At 68.0% G+C, this 13428-nt stretch carries 16 protein-coding genes and 1 pseudogene; 12 read left to right on the plus strand and 5 right to left on the minus strand.

The annotated features are described in order from the left end of the window. The first annotated feature begins 92 nt into the window (after nucleotides 1-92). Together IE325_RS38540 and IE325_RS38545 are read left to right on the plus strand one after the other, a co-directional pair. Nucleotides 93-1091 (plus strand): RNA polymerase subunit sigma-70, encoded by a 999-nt coding sequence (locus tag IE325_RS38540; protein WP_190074817.1) that lies wholly within the window; start codon nucleotides 93-95, stop codon nucleotides 1089-1091. A gap of 114 nt (nucleotides 1092-1205) precedes the next feature. Then, nucleotides 1206-1661 (plus strand): DUF6069 family protein, encoded by a 456-nt coding sequence (locus IE325_RS38545; RefSeq protein ID WP_190074818.1) that lies wholly within the window; start codon nucleotides 1206-1208, stop codon nucleotides 1659-1661. Between the two features lie 78 nt (nucleotides 1662-1739). Here the strand turns inward: IE325_RS38545 and IE325_RS38550 are convergent, their stop codons facing one another. Further along, a complete protein-coding gene (locus IE325_RS38550; protein WP_190074819.1) occupies nucleotides 1740-2609 on the minus strand; it encodes a helix-turn-helix domain-containing protein in 870 nt (289 codons plus the stop codon). Between the two features lie 243 nt (nucleotides 2610-2852). Between IE325_RS38550 and IE325_RS38555 the strand changes: the two genes are divergently transcribed. Both IE325_RS38555 and IE325_RS38560 read left to right on the plus strand, forming a co-directional pair. Next, the gene (locus IE325_RS38555) at nucleotides 2853-3770 is read left to right on the plus strand and encodes an alpha/beta hydrolase (protein WP_190074820.1); all 918 of its coding nucleotides are present in this window, start codon (nucleotides 2853-2855) and stop codon (nucleotides 3768-3770) included. Continuing rightward, a complete protein-coding gene (locus IE325_RS38560) occupies nucleotides 3767-4111 on the plus strand; it encodes a hypothetical protein (protein ID WP_229912337.1) in 345 nt (114 codons plus the stop codon). The genes IE325_RS38555 and IE325_RS38560 overlap by 4 nt, the downstream gene beginning before the upstream one ends. A 59-nt stretch (nucleotides 4112-4170) precedes the next feature. On the opposite strand, the gene IE325_RS38565 is transcribed toward IE325_RS38560, so the two are convergent. Further along, nucleotides 4171-4554: an ATP-binding protein gene (locus IE325_RS38565; protein WP_229912339.1), complete on the minus strand. Its 384-nt coding sequence runs from the start codon at nucleotides 4552-4554 to the stop codon at nucleotides 4171-4173. Between the two features lie 58 nt (nucleotides 4555-4612). On the opposite strand from IE325_RS38565, the gene IE325_RS38570 reads away from it, so the two are divergent. Continuing rightward, nucleotides 4613-4894, plus strand: coding sequence for a hypothetical protein (locus IE325_RS38570; protein WP_229912343.1), 282 nt, complete (start codon nucleotides 4613-4615; stop codon nucleotides 4892-4894). A 6-nt stretch (nucleotides 4895-4900) separates the two neighbouring features. On the opposite strand, the gene IE325_RS38575 is transcribed toward IE325_RS38570, so the two are convergent. Beyond that, nucleotides 4901-5149 (minus strand): hypothetical protein, encoded by a 249-nt coding sequence (locus IE325_RS38575; RefSeq protein ID WP_190074822.1) that lies wholly within the window; start codon nucleotides 5147-5149, stop codon nucleotides 4901-4903. A 41-nt stretch (nucleotides 5150-5190) separates the two neighbouring features. Between IE325_RS38575 and IE325_RS38580 the strand changes: the two are divergent. After that, nucleotides 5191-5523, plus strand: a pseudogene (locus tag IE325_RS38580) (DUF6537 domain-containing protein); the annotation flags it as partial. 205 nt (nucleotides 5524-5728) lie between these two features. Next, entirely contained in the window at nucleotides 5729-6337 is a 609-nt protein-coding gene (locus tag IE325_RS38585) for an NAD(P)-dependent oxidoreductase (protein WP_190074824.1), read from the plus strand. On the opposite strand, the gene IE325_RS38590 is transcribed toward IE325_RS38585, so the two are convergent. Then, nucleotides 6334-7233, minus strand: a complete 900-nt coding sequence (locus tag IE325_RS38590; RefSeq protein WP_190074848.1) for a LysR family transcriptional regulator — start codon at nucleotides 7231-7233, stop codon at nucleotides 6334-6336. The genes IE325_RS38585 and IE325_RS38590 overlap by 4 nt on opposite strands. 56 nt (nucleotides 7234-7289) lie before the next feature. Here IE325_RS38590 and IE325_RS38595 point away from each other — a divergent pair, with 56 nt between their 5' ends. Then, on the plus strand, nucleotides 7290-8069 hold the full coding sequence (locus tag IE325_RS38595) for an inositol monophosphatase family protein (protein ID WP_190074825.1): 780 nt from the start codon (nucleotides 7290-7292) through the stop codon (nucleotides 8067-8069). Nucleotides 8070-8350: 281 nt separating this feature from the next. On the opposite strand, the gene IE325_RS38600 is transcribed toward IE325_RS38595, so the two are convergent. Next, the gene (locus IE325_RS38600; RefSeq protein WP_190074826.1) at nucleotides 8351-9271 is read right to left on the minus strand and encodes a LysR family transcriptional regulator; all 921 of its coding nucleotides are present in this window, start codon (nucleotides 9269-9271) and stop codon (nucleotides 8351-8353) included. A gap of 526 nt (nucleotides 9272-9797) precedes the next feature. Between IE325_RS38600 and IE325_RS38605 the strand changes: the two genes are divergently transcribed. From IE325_RS38605 to IE325_RS38620, 4 genes are all read left to right on the plus strand, one after another. Then, complete coding sequence (locus IE325_RS38605) at nucleotides 9798-10460, plus strand: MSMEG_1061 family FMN-dependent PPOX-type flavoprotein (protein ID WP_190074827.1); 663 nt, start codon at nucleotides 9798-9800, stop codon at nucleotides 10458-10460. Nucleotides 10461-10473: 13 nt separating this feature from the next. Beyond that, a complete protein-coding gene (locus IE325_RS38610; RefSeq protein ID WP_190074828.1) occupies nucleotides 10474-11382 on the plus strand; it encodes a PDR/VanB family oxidoreductase in 909 nt (302 codons plus the stop codon). Nucleotides 11383-11537: 155 nt separating this feature from the next. Next, a complete protein-coding gene (locus tag IE325_RS38615; protein WP_190074829.1) occupies nucleotides 11538-12209 on the plus strand; it encodes a DedA family protein in 672 nt (223 codons plus the stop codon). A gap of 346 nt (nucleotides 12210-12555) precedes the next feature. Then, a complete protein-coding gene (locus tag IE325_RS38620; RefSeq protein ID WP_190074830.1) occupies nucleotides 12556-13320 on the plus strand; it encodes a sulfite exporter TauE/SafE family protein in 765 nt (254 codons plus the stop codon). Nucleotides 13321-13428 lie beyond the last annotated feature (108 nt).

Raw genomic sequence — 13428 nt, forward strand, 5'->3', positions numbered from 1 at the left:
GATTCGCCCTGCCGAACGACCGTAGTGATGAGTTTTCGTGCCCGCACTCGTCACACCCACGACGGGACACGACGGGGCGGAAGGATGACCCGATGAGCGCGGACACGCGGCTGGAGGAGCTGGGCATGAGCGGGCTGGGCGAGGTCGACGAGTCGGCGTTCTCGGGGCTGGCGGAGCGGCACCGGCGGGAGCTGCATGTGCACTGCTACCGGATGCTCGGGTCGTTCGAGGACGCCGAGGACACCGTGCAGGAGACGTTCCTCCGGGCCTGGCGGCGGCGGGAGACCTTCGAGGGGCGGTCGACGTTGCGGGCCTGGCTGTACGGGATCGCCACCAACGCCTGCCTCGACCTGCTCGCCAAGCACCGCCCGGAGCCCGCGACCGGCGGCGAGGTGCTGTGGCTGCAGCCCTACCCGGACCGGCTGCTCGACGAGCTGCCCGCGGGTGACGCGGACGAGCCGGAGAGCGTCGCCGTCGCGCGGGAGACGATCGAGCTGGCGTACCTGGTCGCGGTTCAGCATCTCGCGCCGCGCCCGCGGGCCGTGCTGATCCTGCGGGACGTGCTCGGCTGGCCCGCGAAGAAGGTCGCGGAGCTCCTCGGGGACTCCGTCAACTCCGTGAACAGCGCGTTGCAGCGGGCCCGCGCCGGCATGCGGGAACATCTGCCCGCCGAGCGGCAGGACTGGACCGGCGGCGAACAGGACGCCGCGACGCGCGAGTTGGTGCGCCGCTTCACCGACGCCAGCGTGGCCACGGACATCGGCAGGCTCGCCACCCTGCTCCGGGACGACGTCCGCTGCTCGATGCCGCCCACGCCGGGCCTGTACGTCGGCCGCGACGCCGTGGTGAACGACTGGGTCGAGGACGGCTTCGAGGGCATGACGGGCCTGCGCGCCTTCCCCACCGCGGTGAACCGGCAGCCCGCCGTCGCCTTCTACCTCTGGCGGAAGCGGGAGGGCGCGTACCTGCCGCTGACGATCGACGTCCTGCGCGTCACCGGCGGGGCGATCACCGAGATCGTCATCTTCCACGACGACCAGTTCCCGCGGCTCGGGCTGCCGGAGCGCCTGCCGGCGGACGGCACGGAGTAGTCCCGGTGCGGACGCTCACGCTGCGCGGTGGCGCGCGTGTCGCGGTGGTCGCGGGACCGTCACATGCCAGTCAACACCCGTACGCCATTTACCGAATGATGATGGAGGAACGACATGAACAGCATGAATGACATCGGGGCCGTCGCAGGCCCGGCAGCGGGACGGACCGGCCGCACCCACCGACTCCGCGGGCTCGCCGGCACCGGCTTGATCGCCACGCTCGCGGCGATGGTGGCCACCACCCTCGCCGCGGCGCTTGTTCGTGCCGCTGGCGTCGACTTCGAGATCCCCGACGGCGGCGAGACGATCCCGCTGTCCGGGTTCGCCGTGGTGACCGGCTTCCTTTCGGCCGTGGGCGTCGTCATTGCCGTCGCTCTTCTTCGCTGGAGCGCGCGCCCGGCCGATCGATTCTTGTGGACGGCCGTGTCGCTGACCGCGCTTTCGTTGGTCCCGCCCCTCCTCTCCGGGGCAAACACCGCCACCACCACCGCCCTCCTCGGGCTGCACCTCGTCCCTGCGGCGGTGATGATTCCCACCCTGACGCGGAGCCTGCGCACCCGGACGGGCTGACGATGCCGCAACAGTGGACCGGCAGGACGATCGCGTACCACTGTGCCCAGATCCGTGGCCCCGGAATCAGGCGAGCCTCTAACGGTCCGAAATCGGGTGGTCGGCGGTTTGCGCGGCCCATGAGGCGAGGATGCGCAGACGGTCGAAGCTGGGTGTGCCGGGCTCGGCGGTAAGGGTGATGAGCTGCTGTTCGGGGTCGTCGGTGGAGGTGAGGAAGGACCAGTCGAGGGTGAGCGGGCCGACAACCGGATGGTGCAGCGTTTTCGTGCCCGATCCCTGGGTGGCGACGCGGTGTGCGCCCCACCAGCGCCGGAAGTCGGGGTCCTGAAGCGATAGTTCGCCCACCAGTTCGGCCAGCCGCGGATCTTTCGGATCACGGGCGGCCTCCATGCGCAGCTGCGCCAAGGTCAGCTGCGCTACCCACTCCCAGTCCGGGTACAGCGCTCTGATGGCCGGTTCGCAGAAGACCAGCCGTACGAAGTTGCGCTTCTTCTGCGGGATCCGCGCGAAGTCGGTGAACAGGGCGGCCGCCATGGCATTCCAGGCGAGGATGTCCGTGCGGCGGCCCAGGACGACGGCCGGCGTGGTGGAGAGGTCATCCAGGAGACGCTGAAGCTGCGGCTGGACCTTCTGCGTGGTGCGCCGACGCGGTCGGGCGGCGTCCCGGCCGGACAGTTCGAACATGTAGGCACGCTCACCGTCGTCGAGCCGGAGGACCCGTGCGAGGGCGTCCAACACCGGTTCGGAAGCCTGGCGGCGGCCCTGCTCCAGGCGCGTGTAGTAATCGGGGCTGATCGACGCCAGCAAGGCCACCTCCTCGCGGCGAAGACCCTTGACCCTGCGCCTGCCGGCCGAGTCAGGCAGCCCCACCTCGGCCGGGCTCAGCTCCGTGCGCCGTGCCTTGAGGAAAGCGCCCAGTTCGCTGTCGTGGGCGTTGCCGCTGCTCATAGGGACAAGTCTTACAGCCCGCCGGGCCTGTGACAGTGGGCCTGCCGTGTCCCAGGACCGCGGTGTCCGAGGACGGAACAAGCCTCTTACCCGTCCACGTACCGCGTGCGAGCGTCGGTGACCTGGCCGCGGTGGCCGTCGGATGGACCGTCCCGAGGACGAAGGTCCCCCTGAGGTCCTGCCGGATGAATCCGCGCCATCGCGATCACAGCACTTCGTCACCCGCACCAGGAGGCACAGACCGTGAAGACCAGCGTCACCTTCCCCAGCAACGATCTCGCCCTCGCCGGGATTCTCTTCACCCCCGACGACTCCGTCGATGGCCGGCTGCCGGCCATTGTCATCTCCCATCCGGGAGGCGGCGTGAAGGAGCAGAGCCCGAGCATCTACGCCAAGCGCCTGGCCCGCGCCGGATTCGCCGCGCTCGTCTTCGACGCCGCGTACAAGGGCGAGAGCGAGGGCGAGCCGCGCGGCATGGAGAACCCCTTCCAGCGCGCCGAGGACATCAAGTCCGCCGTGACCTACCTGACCACCCGTGGCGACATCGACCCGGACCGTATCGGAGCCCTGGGTATCTGCGCGTCCGGCGGTTACGTCCCCTACGCCGCTCAGACCGACCACCGCATCAAGAGCGTGGCCACGGTCAGCGCCGTGGACCTCGGGTCGGTGTTCCGTGAGGGACTGGGCCGCACACAGGACCCGGCGATCCTTCAGGCCCTGCTCGACCAGGCAGGTGCGGCGCGCACCGAGGAGGCATGCGGCGCTGCCCCGCAACTGGTGGCATGGATTCCCGCCAACGCTGAGGAGCTGCTGGAGACCGAAACCAGGCAGTTCCGGGAGACGTTCGAGTTCTACTGCACCCCGCGTGGCTACCACCCCCGCGCGGTCCAGGGATGGGTACTGCGCAGTGTCGACCAGCTCGCCCAGTACGACTCGTACGCGATGATCCGGCTCATCTCACCTCGCCCCCTGCTGATGATCGCCGGTTCGGAAGCGGAGAGCGCCTACTTCAGCCGAGAAGCGATCGAGCAGGCAGCCGAGCCCAAGGAGTTGTTCGTCATCGACGGTGCCACGCACATCGACCTGTACGACAAGGACGCATACGTCACCCCCGCCGTCGCCAAGCTCACCGAGTTCTTCGGCAAGCACCTGGCCGAGTGACTGCCCGCCACTCCGGACCCACGGGCAGCAAAGGCGCGACGGCACGTTCTCCGCGAGGGACCTCACCGCCCGTCACCCGCACCGGCGAGTTCCTGTCCACGGTGAAGTTCACGGTGCAGACCCTCGCCGTCACCGGCGAACTCCAGCGAGACCTTCAGCGCGAGCTGACCCATGACGGGCTGCGGGCCGCTGAGGCCAAGGGCAGCAAGGGCGGCCGTCGCCCGGCCGTCATCGCCGGGAAGACCGCCGCTGTCGGCGCCGCGTACCTGGAAGGCCGCTCCTCGCCGCCCTCGCTCGCGAAACGGCGTCAGCCGCGGCGCCATCCGCACGGCCGTCGCTGACCTCCTGCCCGAGCACACCGCCGCCGACCCCGAGGACGCCCCAGCCCCCTAACTGCCGGTCACCCTCGAGATGCCGGGCAAGAGTGGCTCTTCCCGGTCCCGCTGGGGCCGGCGATGACGAGGTTCTCGGCGCGGCCGATCCATTCCAGGGTGGCCAGGGAGTTCTGGGTGGGTTCGGGGATGGTGGAGTCCTCGGCCCGCCAGGAGGCCAGGGTCTTGCCGGTGGGGAAGTTCGCCGAGTGCCGGCGCAGGCGTCGGGTGGCCGCGTCGCGGCCGGTGACCTCCTCGGCGATCAGCAGCCGCAGGACCTCGGCGGGGTCCCAGCGTTGCGCGCGGGCGGTGGCCAGCACGTCGGGGGCGGCCTTGCGCATGTAGGGCAGACGCATGCGGCGCATCAGCTTGTCGAGCTCCTCGGGAAGCGCCGGGGCCTGGGGAAACGTCATGGTCGTAAATTCCTTCGTCGGTCACGGTGGGCGCCGATAGGCTCGGCGGGTGATCAATATGTCGGTGCGCGGTGACCGCGGGAACGTCGTGGCCCGGGCGGAGGGCGGCGTGGAGTGGACCGCCGCCTTCGCGGATCTGGACCCGGCGGGGTTCCCGATGCTCGGGGCCCTGGACCCGTATGGCGACGCGGTCTTCAACCGTCGGCAGGTGCCGCTGCTGCTGGCGGAACTCGACCGGCTCCCGGCCGCGTGCGGCGGTGACTGGGTCGGGCAGGCCCGCGAGTTGTGTCAGATCGTCGAGCGCGGAACGCACCGGTATCTGTGGTTCATCGGCGACTGACCGCAGTCAGTCGCCCGTCGACTCCCTTGCCGCCGTTGGCTGTTGGCCCAGGGCCTGCCAGACGATGGTGCCGCTCTGGACGGAGTGGGCTTCGTCCGCGCGCACGATCTCCCCGACCGGCTTGCTGGCTGCGATGTGCTCCAGAATGGAGACCAGGTCGTCGTCGGCGAAGCGTCCGGCCGTGGCCGCCAGCCCCAGGGCCTGGTCGACCCGGTCGCTGCCCAGGACGGTAGCCAGTTCGACGGCGCGGGCCATCTTGGCGCGGATGCGGGAGGCGCCCGCGGGTCCTCCAGCCCCCGGTACTGCGCGCCCTCGGCATGCAGCGCAACATCCGGCTCGGCCGCTGGTTCCGCCCCGGTTTCACCGCCCTCCACGGCATGCGCCGACTACGCGGAACCGCGCTCGACCCCTTCGGCCGGGCCCATGTGCGCAAGGTCGAGCGAGCATTGCTCGAGGACTACTCCGAGCGCGTCACCCACCTGCTCGCCGGTCTCACCCCCGCCAACCACGCGGTGGCCGTAGAGATCGCCTCGCTCCCCGACATGGTTCGTGGGTACGAGGAGGTCAAGTTCCGCAATGTCGAGGCATATCGCGCCCGTCTGGCTGAGCTGACCGAGCGCTTCGACTGACACTCTCGGGCGAACTCGGGCACCGCTGTGGGAGCGGTTCGGTCCTGCATCCGGGACTGACTGGTTAGCGGCCGTGTGTGTGCGCCCGCTGCCTCATGACCACCGCGGAGCCAGGTCACCCAGAGCAGTCAATTGCGTATTGGTAAAGCGCCAAATAGAAAACATGCACTTGATGTTAAGTGTGATGCTTCTTAGCGTTGCGGGTATGAATCTCACCGTCCTCGGGGCGTCCGGCCAGACCGGACTCGCCCTCACTCGAGAAGCACTACGGCGCGGCCACACCGTCACCGCGATCGCACGCGACCCCAAGCGGGTCACCGTCCCCGACACCGATGCGCTGCGCAAGGCCGTCGGCAACGTGGGCGACCCGGCGAGCATCGCCAAGGCCATCGATGCGGAATCCGTCGTCTTGTCCGCGCTCGGCACAGACCGGGCGGGAGTGCTCACCGCCGGAGCCAAGGCAGTCCTCGCCGCGCAGCCGCAGCGCGTCATCTGGCTCGGTGCCTACGGCACGGGCAAGTCCGCCGATGCAGCCGGAGACGGGGCCCGCGTATTGGAGAAGCTGCTGGGCGACCGGCTCGCGGACAAGATCGCCGCAGATAACATCGTCCTGGCCGCGAAGGGCACTGTCTTTCACGCGGGCGTTCTCACCACCGGGCCCAAGAGTCCCACCCGGCGCACGGTCGGCCTGGACGCCGCACCCGCGTTCGACCTCAACGCGAAGGTCAGCCGGGAGACCGTCGCCGCGGCCATGCTCGATGAGGCCGAGACGCCGCGTTTCCTCGGGGGGATCGCCCTGCCGCTGGCTCGTTAACGGGCCAGCACCTCCGACAGGCATGCCTGTACCTGGTCGCGTAGCCAGGCATGGGCGGGGTCGGAGTCATAACGTTGGTGCCAGTTGCAGTTGATCTCAGCCGCCGGAAAATGCACCGGCAGTGGCCGGGTGATCAGCCCAAACGCCTCGGAGATCGGGCGGCAGAGGACGTCGGTACTGGTGACCAACACGTCGCTGCGGGCGGCAATCTGCAGGGCAAGAGACAGTGTGGCGACCGACGCCACGACTCGGCGGTCAAGCCCCTCGCGGGCCAGCACCGCGTCGATCGGTGCGGTCAGCCGACCCCGTCGGGAGACCAGCACGTGCGGCTGTGCCGCATACGTGTGCAGGTCGAGGCCGTCAGCGCACGGGTGACCCGGACGCATCGCCACGACCAGGCTGTCGTGTCCGAGAGTCTGGGAGCGGAACTCGGGCAGGTCCGGTCGGTCACCGCCGAGTTCCAGGTCGATGCGGCCATGGCGCAGGTCATCGGTGTCGACGGAGCGCTCGGCCAGCAGCCGCAACTGTACGCCGGGCGCCTGTTCCTGGACCCTTCCGACCAGGACGGGACCCAGCGCCGTGGCGAGCGCGTCGTGGCATTGGATCGTAAAGACACGCTCCAGCTCGGCGAGGTTCAGCTCGCGGGACGGCAGGAGCACACCGCGCGCTTCCCGTACCAGCCGGTGCACGTCGTCTCGGACCGCCAGCGCGAAGGGCGTGGGAGTCATCGAGTGCCCCGTCCGCACCAGGATGTCGTCGCCGGTGACCGTGCGAAGCCGCCCAAGCGTACGGCTGACCGCAGGCGAGGACAGCCGCAACCGCTCGGCGGCGCCCATCACGCTGCCCTCCTGAAGCAGAGCGTCGAGCACCGTGAGCAGATTCAAATCCAGTTGCACACCAGTAAATCTTACGCGGCACATGATGCCGTGAAGACAACGAGAGGGAGACAGCCATGAGTCGGGAACTTCTGGAAGCCACCGCCGCAGCCGTCCGCCGCGCCGGCGATCGGATGCTGGAGCGCTACTCCGCCGCTACGCGTCAACCCGGGCTTACCGAGCTCCTCGAAGACGTCCGGGCCAACGACCAGGCGGTGGTCGACGTCCTGGAGCCCGCGTTGACCGACCTCCTTCCCGAGGCGGGTTGGCTCAACGACGAACATGGGTGGGGCCCGCTGTCCGCGGGGGAGTGGTGGCTCATCGATCCGGTCGGCGGCAACATCAACGCCGTCCACGGCATGACCGACTGGAACATCGGCGTGAGTCTGGTCCGCGACGCGCGCCTGGTGCTGGCCGTGGTTCACTTCCCGCTGTTGGACGAGACGTTCACGGCGGTCGAGGGCGGCGGGGCATTCCTGAATGGCACCCGGCTGCACGTCTCGGACAAGACGTCACTCGACGGCGCGCTCGCCGGAACCGGCCAGGCCAAGCCCGGCCAGGATGCTGAGATCGCGGACCGGATCGGTTCATCATTCGCCGCGATGATGAAGGCGGCGATCTACGTCCGTGTCTCTGTTCCTGTCACGCACCAACTGGCTCAGGTCGCCGCGGGCCGGATGGACCTGCACTGGCAGTTCGACCACGTGCGTTCCCACGCGGCCGGCGTGCTGTTGGTCCAGGAAGCCGGCGGCACCGTCACCGACCTCGACGGTGAGCCGTGGAAGCTGACCAGCAAGAACTACCTCGCCTCCGCACCGGGCGTTCACAGCGCAGCGCTGGGGGTCATCGCCGCCTGACGTCCAGCAGGTGCCTGGCCCTGAGCTGCGCACCCCAGCCGGTGCGGACCGCTGCACCGTCGGCAGTCGCCGTCCCTCGCCGCGTCGGCGGTCCCGGACACGCGCAAGCACCGCGTTGCGCACGGCTGGGGAGGGCTCCACGTGCACGGCGGCATCGATCCGACAAGCCCAGGGCACCCTGGTCGGGTTCGGCTCCTCCCTCATCGATGGCACGGTCCATTCAAGTCCGCCGACGATCTAGCACGTCATGACCGTCAGCGCAGCGTCCAGCCGCGAGCAGGTCACTCCCGACCGGCACCCGCGGCAGCGGCGGTCATGACGTGCCGGGTGCGCTCCCGCAGCAACTGATGTGTGCGGTCGTGGTGGTTGCAGGGATGCCATGCCATGCCGATGTCCAAGTGCGGCAGCGCCAGGGGGATCGGGAACGTGCGCAGACCGAGTGTGTCCACCATCGGCCGACCCAGCCCGGCCGGGGCAACGCTGACGACATCGGTATCCCGGGCCAGGAACAGTGCGGTCGCGACGCTGGGAACCACGGCGACCACGCGCCGGCTCAGGCCCAGTTCGGCGAGTCGCTCATCGATCGGGCCGCGTGCCCGGCCCCGTCGCGACACGACGACGTGGTCGGCGGCGGCGAACCTCTGCGGTGTGACGATTTTCACCCTCGCCAGCTGATGAGCCGGCCCTATGACACCAATCAGTGTCTCCGTGAGCAGCGTTTCCGAATGGGTCTCCGGGTCACCGGGGCGCACGATCCCGATCTCCAGGTCGACCAGTCTGTCGCGTAGGGCGGGGGTGTCCTCGATGCTCTCCGGCCGCAAGCGCAAGGAGATGCCGGGTGCCTGGACCCGTAGATCGTCGAGCAGGGGCGGGATGAAGGCCGTGGACAGCATGTCGTTGACCTGCAGATCGAACGTACGCACCGCGGTGCGGGGATCGGCGGAGTCGGACGGTGCGAACAGCGCCCGCGCCCGGGCGGCGACCTCGTGGGCCTCCCCACGCAGTTCCAGAGCCCTGGGTGTGGGTACGAGATCGCGCCCGGCGCGCACGAGGAGCGGATCATCGAAAACCCGGCGCAGCCGGGCCAGTGCACGACTCATCGCCGGTGGCGAGGTATGCAGGCGGGCCGCGGCCTTCGTCACGCTGTTCTCCGCGAGCAGTGCGTCCAGCGCCTCGATCAGGTTCAGATCGATGTGGTCCATCCCCCGATTATCACTTGCGCAATAAGTCTGTATCAACGTTGCACTGGTGTGAATCGACTCCGGTTCCTAAGGTCGGAGCCACGGACGACACCCAGGAGGATGCCCCGTGGACATCCGCATCGGCCCCCCTCATCTCGCCATCGCAGGCACCAAGACGCCGGGAGCACCGGCGTGACCAGTGGCGGACTGTGTCGTCGACCGCGGCACCCCACAGTTCACGATTGGCAGCGGCGACTCGGAGGTGATCCGCTCGCTGGACGCAGCCGAGTACCTGAAGCCGATGACGAGCCCGGGTGACCCGCGGCCGAGGACGTTCGAGGGCCGGGCCGGACACTGCCTCGCACGACCGATCGAGGTCCGGGGTGTGGAGCAAAGCATGCTCCTCGAGGCGCGCTTCGCGCCCATCGGATCTGAGTCCTGGGACGGCCGCTCCTCGGTGTGAAAGACAGGCCGCTTACGCCGACGCGGAGTAGACGGACCGCGTCGTGGCTGCCGTACATGGAACAGCAAGTAGGAAGCAACCCGAATGATTACCCATGAGGATCATGTCACCAGCGGCCATGCGGCCCTCGGTGATCGTCCGCGCCGGATCTCCTACGCGGAGGTGCGTGCCCGGATCGGAGAGCCCGAAGACCTGATCAAACGGAAGATTCACGACAGCCTCGACCGGCATTGCCTCCGGTTCATCGCCCATTCGCCCTTCCTGACGATGGCGACATCGAACGCGGCAGGGCTCCCCGACAGCTCACCGCGCGGTGACTACCCGGGTTTCGTGAAGGTTCTCGACGAGCGCACGCTCGCCATTCCCGACCGGCCGGGCAACAACCTCGCCGACTCGTTCCGCAACCTCGCCGAGAACGACGGGATCGGGCTGATGTTCGTCGTCCCCGGAATGCGGGAGGTGCTGCGTATCAACGGTCGTGCCTACCCCACCGACGAACCGCACGTGCTCACCCGGATGCAGACCGAAGGAAAGGACGCAACCCTGGCGGTCATCGTGAACGTGGAAGAGGTCTTCTTTCACTGCGGCCGCGCGCTGATCCGCTCCAGGCTGTGGGATCCGGCCGCACAGGCATTGGCGGACGAGTTGCCGTCGATGGGCGAGATCGCCCGTGACCAGATGGGCGTCGACGCCGATCCGTCCGTGCTGGACGGGATGCTCGAAGACGACTACCGGCACCTGTACTGAGGGCGGCACCACCATGCAGCGAACCACTCTCGAAAAGGTGGAACCGGTCGCCGAGGGCGTTGTCCAGCTCCTCCTGCGCGGAACCGACGGCCCGCTGTCCCCCTGGGAACCGGGCGCCCACATCGACCTGACCCTGCCCAACTGGCTCACCCGGCAGTACTCGCTGTGCGGGGACCCGGCCGACCGTGACACCTATCGGGTGGCCGTCCGTCACGACCGACTCAGCCGGGGCGGCTCGGAATACATCCACCTGTTCCTCACCAAGGGCCGCACCCTCGACGTGTCGGTGCCCCGTAACAACTTTCCCCTGCTGCCAGCACCGGAATACCTGTTCATCGCCGGCGGGATCGGCATCACCCCCCTCCTGCCGATGCTGAAGGCGGCGGTGGAGTCCGGCGCCCCGGCGAGACTGCTGTACACGGGCAAGTCCCGGGCCACCATGCCGTTCACCGACGAACTGCAAACCATGCACGGGAGCCGGGTGCGCATCCACACCAGCGACACGCACGGCACACCCGACCTCGCCGCGGAGGCGGCAGCTCTGGGCCCGGAGACGCTCGTGTACTGCTGCGGCCCCACGCCGATGCTCGACACGGCCGAGACCGTGTTCCCCGCGGAGCGGCTGCACCTCGAGCGTTTCCGGCCGGCCTTCCGGGAGTTCGCGCCCAACGCGCCCTTCGAAGTGCACTGCGCCCGATCGGCACGGACCGTCCAGGTCGGTGCGGAGGACTCCATGCTGGACGCGTTGAACCACGCAGGATTCCGCATACCGTCCGGGTGCCGTGAGGGCGTCTGCGGCAGTTGCGAGGTCACCCTCGTCGGCGGAGAGCCGGAACACCGCGACGACATCGGTGCCCCGCCGGACCGCATGTACAGCTGCGTCTCGCGGTCGTTGTCACCCGCACTCACCGTCGATCTCTGACCGGCACGAGCCGGTGGCCCTACGGGCAGCGCACCAGCGGCCGGTACATATGCCATCTCCGTGCGCCACCACTGCCGCCCACGACTGTCACCCGTCCCCGTCCGTTCACACCACCATGCAGAACCGAGTCGCATGATCGACGAACACCCCTGGGGATGCCCTATGACCGTTCAATTGCACCCGATACTGAAGGCTGGCGGATTATGATTGACTGGCTCGAACTGGCCGAATCGGTCATCTCCTCACCGTGGTTGTATGCGGTACTGATCGCGGTGTCTTTTCTCGACTCATTCCTTCCGCTGATCCCGAGCGAGCCCGTCGTGATCGTCGCAGGCGTCTACGCAGCCTCCGGGGACACCGACATTGTGCTCGTTATCGCCGCCACGACACTCGGCGCGTTTCTCGGGGATTGCGTCCCCTACGTAGCCGGACGGCTGTTGAGTGAACGCATTCTCAAACGTCTCCCGCCAGGTTCCAAACGCCGGAAAGCGCATGACTGGTTCGCCCGAGAACTTGAGTCCCGTGGCGGATTCATCCTGGTAACCACGCGGTTCATCCCGGTGGGTCGTTACCTGGCCACCCTGTCCACCGGCCTCGTGGGCTTTCCGATGGCCAGGTACGCTCTCTTCGTCGGATTCGCGACAGCGTCGTGGAGTACCTACACCGCGCTCACCGGCTACCTGGGGGGCGTCGTGTTCCAGGAGAACACGCTGCTGGCCATCGCCGTCGGTGTCGGGCTGGCTTTCGTGGTGACTGGTGTCATCGAAGCCGTACGCCACCTCCGCCGCCGCAGGAGTACGGTCCCGGCAGAGGCACCCGTCGACTGATATTCACGCGCTGGCCTGTCCATTCAGATGTCGGGGCTGATACTTGATCGGAAGGGCCGGCAACAAGAGCGAACCACTCGATGCGTCCCTCGACGCCGTCATCGGTCTCGCGCCGGCTGCCTGGCATAGGCGCTCGGCGGGATGGGGTAGGCACCTTTGCACTCGGCCCCTTCGATGCCATCGAGGCGTCCGATACGGTGCGGTGCAATTGCCGGTTTCCAGCCGTAATTTGTCGGCTCACTAAGAGGCACTGATTTTCGTGCATTGCCCGACTCGGTGTCACAGTATGCTCATTGATCGGCGAAATAGTCATCCTGACGGAGCCCTCCACAGAATTCGGATACGCATGGACCTTGGACACATACTGCTGCTGCTTTTCGCCGGCGTGGTCGCCGGCGGAATCAACGCAATGGCCGGTGGGATGTCCCTGATCACGTTCCCCAGCCTGATCGCGACCGGTCTCCCCTCGGTCGAGGCGAACGTCACGAACTCGGTCTCGGTTTTTCCTGGCTACGTCTCCAGCGTGCTGGGCAGCCAGGCCGACCTGACCGGGCAGTGGGGCCGTATCCGGGCAGTGCTGCCCGCCTGCGTTGCCGGTTCAGCCGCCGGCTGTGCCTTGCTGCTGGTCACCCCTGCTCGCGCCTTCGAACTCATCGCACCGTTTCTGGTGCTCGGCGCGGCCGCGACACTGTTCTTCCAGGAACGCCTGCGCGGCCTGGTCGGTCATCCGCGCACCACCGGCCGGCGCAGCCGGACGATCACTCTGCAAGCGGTCGTTCTTGTCGGTGCCGTCTACGGCGGCTATTTTGGCGCCGCGCTGGGCGTGATGTACGTTGCCGCGCTGGCCCTGGTACTTGACGAGACGCTCAGCCGGATCAACGCCATCAAGAATGTCCTCACCGTCACCGTAGGCGCTGTCACTCTCCTGACATTCGCGCTCTTCGGCCCTGTCAACTGGTCCGCCGTCCTGATCCTGGGTCCTGCGACAGTCGTCGGCGGCTACGTGGGCGCGATTCTGGCACGGCGTCTACCCGCCCGCCTTTTGAAAGCACTCATCGTCACTTTCGGCACGACGATCGGCACGGTACTCCTCATTCGAGCGCTTACCTGAACGTGGGCACGATCGTACGCGGGTGGCACTGCAATTGCGTGCCAGTAACAGCGGCTAACACAATGAGCTGGTTCGGTCCTGCTGGCCGTGTCCATGCAGGGAGTTGAG

The sequence above is a fragment of the Streptomyces lanatus genome (genome assembly GCF_014655715.1).
In the GTDB taxonomy this organism is placed as follows: domain Bacteria; phylum Actinomycetota; class Actinomycetes; order Streptomycetales; family Streptomycetaceae; genus Streptomyces; species Streptomyces lanatus.